Raw genomic sequence first — 5,419 nt, 5'->3', positions numbered from 1 at the left:
GATCTGGCGCGCCAGATCGCACAGGTGCCGGGCGGTCAGGACGGTGACGGGCAGCACCAGCACGTCGGGCCGGGCCAGCAGCGCGGCCGTGTCCATGCCGACGGCGGTGGCCGGCAGCAGTCCGGCGGCCAGCGAGACCGAGGCGACCAGCAGCAGCCCGAGCACGAACTCCGGGACGGCGTGCAGCACAACGGCCGCCGTGTTCAGCGTCCGGTCGACGCGGCTGCCCTCCCGCAGCCCCGACACCGTGCCCAGCAGCGGCGCCGCCACGGTGACCAGCACCAGCGCGGGCAGGCCCAGCAGCAGTGTCACGCCGACGCGGCGGCCGATGTCGTCGCCCACCGGTAGCCCGGTCGTCAGGGAATTCCCGAGGTCGCCGGTGAACAGGTCGCCGAGCCAGTGCCAGAAGCGGGCCAGGACCGGCTCGTCCAGCCCCAACCGCGCGCGCAGCGCCGCCACCTGCTCGGGCGTGCCGAGTTCGCCACGGAGCACATCCGCAGTGTCGCCGGGCAGCAGCGAGCCGACGGCGAACACGGCGACGAGCACCACGAGGCACTGGAGGAGGGCCAGCAGGGCGCGCCGCAGGACGTAGGCGCGCACGTCAGCCGATGCGGACCCGGTCGAACCGCGCCCAGTCGTGCGAGTTCGGCGGTGCCGCGCGCAGGCCGCGGACCGAGGCGCTGATGGCGTCGTTGGCGTCGGAGAAGGCCCACACCAGCAGCCCGGACCCGTCCCGTGCGAGCCGCTGGGCGCGGGCCAGCAGGGCCAGCCGGTCCCGCTCGTCACGGGTGGTGCGGGCGCGTTCCAGCAGCGCGTCGAACTTCTTCGAGGCGTACTGCGTCTGGTTGCGGGCGGCTCCGCCGCGGACCCGCTGCTGGAGGAAGTCGGACACGGGCAGTGTGGAGGTGGTGTTGAAGGCGGCGACGCCCTTCGTCTTGATCTCGCTGAAGTAGGTGCTGGAGGCGCGGGTGTTGGCGGTCAGATTCAGCCCCACCTCACGCAGCTGCCGCGCCATCAGGTCCGCGGCCGGCTCCCACGCGGCATCGGCCGCGCTGGTCTCCACGGTGATCTTCAGCCCGTCCGCACCGGCCCGCCGTACGAGTTTCCGCGCCTCCTCGACGTCGCGCTCGCGGGGCTTCAGGTCGTCGGGGTAGCCCCGTAGGCCCCAGCCGAACAGGTCGTTCCCCGGCTCGCCGTGTCCGGCCAGCGCGACGCGCACCAGCGCCTCCCGGTCGAGCCCGAGCTGTACGGCGCGCACCAGCCGCGGGTCGTCGAACGGCTTGCGGCCGGTGCGCAGCAGCAGCTGCTGGGCGGTGGCCCGCGCCACGGTCAGCAGCCGCGTCGAGCCCTCCTTCCTCAGCCGGTTCACCGAGGCGCCGGCCATGTCGGCGGCGTAGTGGACCTGTCCGGACAGCAGCGCGTTGAGCCGCGCCGACTCGTCGTTCGCGGGAACGATCTCCAGCTCGGCTATGTGCGGCGGGCCGTCCCAGTGGTCAGCCCAGCGCCGGTAGCGGGCGGTGCCACCGGGGGTGAACGACACGTAGGTGAAGGGGCCGGAGCCGACGGGCGCGGCGAAGTCCGTCGTTCCATCGGGGATGATCTCGGTGCCGGGGCCGGCGAAGACGGTGGGGAACTCGAAGTTCGGGGCCTTGAGCCGGAAGACGACGGAGCGTTCGCCGTCCGCCTCGCTCGCTCCGAAATCGATCGCCGAGAGCAGCACCTGCGAGGGAGAACCGGTGCCGGGGTCGGCGGCGCGGCGGTAGCTGTAGAGGACGTCCCGCGCGGTGACCGGCTTCCCGTCGTGGAACTCCGCCGCGCGCAGCCGGATCCGCCACCGGGTGCCGGACGCGTCGCTCTCCCAGGACTCGGCGAGCCGCTCGCGGACGGACATGTCGTCCGTGTACGTGCCAAGCGTGTCGTACAGGGCCTTGGCGCGGGCCTGGTCGACGAAGTTCGGGGCGACGTGGGGATCGAGGGTCTCCTGCGATCCTCCGGCCGTGAACGCGGCGCGGAACCGGTCGCTGCCTCCGCCGTCCCTTCTGTCCGCGCCGCACCCGGCGAGCAGGCCGGACCCGGCCAGTGCCAGGGCTCCCCCGGCGGCCAGTACCCCTCGTCTACCGGGTTCCGGCCGGCGCGCCGGTTCCGTCCGGGCATGCCTCGTCACGGTCGATCCTCTCCGGGGTGTCCTCGCCCCTGCTGTCGGACCGGCGACGGGTCAGTCTCCTGACTCCCGGATCGTCGCTCACCTCCGCCTTCCCGTCCGCGTCCGCGGACAGTGACATGCGGGAGGACCGCTCCCCGGTCACAGTGGCGGGACCGCGCCGGACTCGCACCGGCTTCCTGGCTCCCGTCGCCCTGTGCGCTCATTGTGGCGCACGAGGCGACGGGTTCCGGCCCCCGGGCCCTGTCTTCGAAGTCCCGCCGGACCGGGGAATCGAGTGCTACCCCGGCCACCGGCACAAGGCCCGGCCCCCGCCACGCCCCAGCGCGTCGCCACCGCCCTCACCCGCCCCGGAGCAAGAGAAAGCACCCGCTCCGGAGCGAGAGAAAGCACCCGCTCCGGAGCGAGAGAAAAGCCAGGCCGGACATGTTCTGGCCCGGCTTCCGGCGGGGGCCCTGCCGGGTTCGAACCGACGGGCTACGTGTGACAAAGCCGTGCGCGTTCGTGCCGCGTGGTGCCGACCGTGCTGTCGTAGGCCGCCTCCGCGCCGCAGCGGACCGCGGGACTCAACCAGGCGCTTGCGTCGGCTGGTTGAGGGTCGTACGGGCATGGAGCATCGCGGCCTCTGCGGGCATTCGTGCGCCGTGGTCGAACGTCTTCGTGAATGCGGGTACGCCCAGGGCGCCTCGTGCCGATGACGCGATGCGGTCGACGTCGGCGCGTTCAGCGGGTGGGAGCGGAGCCCCCGCGCGGCGGCGGGCCGCGGCAGCCGCGCCGAGGAGGAGGGCCGAGCAGCTGGCCCCAGGGCCGTGGCCCTGCAAGGCGGCCGCGCCGGCCAGGCCCTCCAGCGAGAGGGCGAGGGCGCGTGGCTCCGCGAGCGAGCGGGCGATGTCCAGACCGCGGAGGTGGTGGGCAGCCGCCTGGCGGGCGTCGCCGCGTAGTTCGGCGACGAAGCCGAGTTCAGCGAGGAGCAGGTGGTCGCCCGCCTGGGACGACACGTCGGCGTAGCCGTCACGAAGGCGCAGCAGGTGCGCCTCGGCGGCGTCGAGATCGCCGGAGCGGCGGGCGCCGAGAGCGAGACCCATCTCCGCGTGGATCTCGCCGTACTTGTAGCCCTGTTCGGCCGCGATGCGGCGTGCCTGCTCGTGCAGGTCTCGGGCGCTGGACCAGTCGCGGGCGAGCAGCGCGAGGCGTCCGAGCCCGGAGAGCCTCGCCGATATCTCCGCCTCCAGGCCCAGCTCCCGCGCTATCCGGAGCCCTTCGTGCTGGCGGCGTGCCGCGTTCTCGTACTCGCCCTTGATCTCGGCGAGGGCGGCAAGCGGCGAAATGGTCTGCAACTCCCCCCAGCGGTCGCCCAGTTCCAGGAAGAGCGTGGCGCTGCGCAGCCCATCGCGGCCGAGCCCCGCGAGGTCGCCGCTGACCAGGGCGAGCGTCGCCCGCAGGCCGAGCGTGGCCGCGGTGCCCCACTGGTCGCCCGCGGCGGTGAAAAGGGTGAGGGCGCGGGTGTTCAGCTCGTTGCCGTCGGCCGCGTCGCCCGCGCTGAACAGGCCGTACGCGCAGAGCCACAGCGCGCGGGCACGGCGCACGGGGTCGGGGATGGCGTCGGCGGACACGGCGGCGGTGGCACCCGTGGCGGCGTGGTCGCCGGTGAGAAGGGCGAACGCCGCGTGGAGAAGGACGAGTTCGGCGGGGGCGCACGGTCCGGGGACGGCTGCCAGGACGGACCGCAGGCTGCGGCGGGCCTCGGTGAGGCGGCCTCGCAGCAGCCACCACCAGGTCAGGGCTGTGGCAAGGCGCACCGCCTCCTCCGCCTCTCCGGCACCGGCGCGGCGCACCGCCTCGTCGAGTGCCGCGCGCAGATTGCCGGACTCGGCGTCCAGCCGGGCCAGCCAGGGGCGCTGCCCGGCCCCGCGCAGCTGGGGCTCGGCGCGTTCGGCGAGCGCGAGGTGGTGGCGCAGATGGCGGTCGCGTACGACGGTGAGGTCTTCCATCTCGTGGAGCCGCTCCGTCGCGTATGCGGCGACGGACTCCATGAGCCGGTAGCGGGGCCCGGTGGGCCCGTCCACCACGACGACGAGGGACCGGCCGACGAGTCGGGTGACGAGGTCGAGCACCTCCTCCCGGGCGACGCCGTCGCCCGCGCACACCGCTTCGGCGGCGTCCAGGTCGCAGCCGTCGCGGTGCACGGCCAGGCGGCGCAGAACGATACGTTCGGGCGCGCTGAGCAGCTCCCAGCTCCAGTCGATCACCGCTCGCAGGGTCTGCTGCCGGGCGGGCGCGCCGCGCTGCCCGGAGGTCAGCACCCGGAACCGGTCGCCGAGGCGAACCGCCAACTCTTTTACGCCCAAGACGTGTACGCGGGTGGCGGCGAGTTCAAGGGCGAGCGGAATGCCGTCGAGGCGGCGGCAGATTTCGGCGATGGCTTCGCCCTCCGCCGTATCCGGGTCACGTCTGAAGCCGGGAGCGGATGCGGTGGCGCGCTCCATGAACAACTGGACGGCGTCGGCGGTGGGGAGTGGCTCGACCAGGAACACCGCCTCGCCCGACAGGCCGAGCGGCTCCTGACCGGTGGCCAGGACACGCAGGCCAGGGGCCGTACGCAGGAGCAGCTCGGCGAGTTCGGCGGCGGCATCGACGACGTGCTCACAGTTGTCCAGGACGAGCAGGGTGCGGCGGTCGCGCAGGGCAGCCGCGAGGCGGTGCGGCGGTGCGGGAGTACCGGTGCCCGCGCCGGGCAGCGCGGAGGGGGCGTCGTCCCGAATGCCGAGGGTGGCGGCGACCACCTGGGCGAGGTCGGCGGGGGTGCCCGCGCGCACACCGGCGAATTCGACGAACCAGATCCCGTCGACGAACTCACCGGCCCGTGCACCGTCCCGTTCCGCGGCAGCCGCCGCCACGGCGAGACGCGTCTTGCCCACGCCGCCGGGGCCTGTAAGGGTCACCAGCCGCGCCCGGTGCAGGAGTCGAGAGAGGCAGGCGAGGGACGGTCGGCGCCCGACGAGGGGGGTGAGGGGTACGGGGAGGTTCGAGTGAGCGTGCGTACCCACCTCGGCGTGCGTACCCACCTCGGCGTGCGTACCCACCTCGGCGTGCGTACCCACCTCGGGCAGGTCTGCCGCCGCTGCGGGGCGTCGTTCCGTGGCACACCTGGGATCGCTCGCGGTCCGGCCGGGCCGCGGCCCCCGGGAGATGTGGACACCGCCCTCGGTGTCGGCCACCGTCGACGTGGAGGGCACCGTCGACGTGGAGGGCAGTGTG

General features: G+C 73.9%; 2 protein-coding genes, 1 pseudogene and 1 riboswitch. All 3 genes and pseudogenes read right to left on the bottom strand.

The window, feature by feature from the left end; genetic code table 11:
* Positions 1–600: ABC transporter permease (locus DVH02_RS26990; protein ID WP_147286135.1), on the bottom strand; the 600-nt coding region annotated here is incomplete at its 3' end.
* A gap of 1 nt (position 601) precedes the next feature.
* A complete protein-coding gene (locus tag DVH02_RS26985; RefSeq protein ID WP_114626468.1) occupies positions 602–2,164 on the bottom strand; it encodes an ABC transporter substrate-binding protein in 1,563 nt (520 codons plus the stop codon).
* A gap of 52 nt (positions 2,165–2,216) precedes the next feature.
* Positions 2,217–2,343, bottom strand: a riboswitch (cobalamin riboswitch).
* A gap of 384 nt (positions 2,344–2,727) precedes the next feature.
* Positions 2,728–5,193 (bottom strand): annotated as a pseudogene (locus tag DVH02_RS26980) (ATP-binding protein); the annotation flags it as partial.
* Positions 5,194–5,419 lie beyond the last annotated feature (226 nt).

The organism is Streptomyces corynorhini (assembly GCF_003346515.1).
Lineage (GTDB): Bacteria > Actinomycetota > Actinomycetes > Streptomycetales > Streptomycetaceae > Streptomyces > Streptomyces corynorhini.
This window is presented reverse-complemented; position numbering and strand designations above follow the sequence as displayed.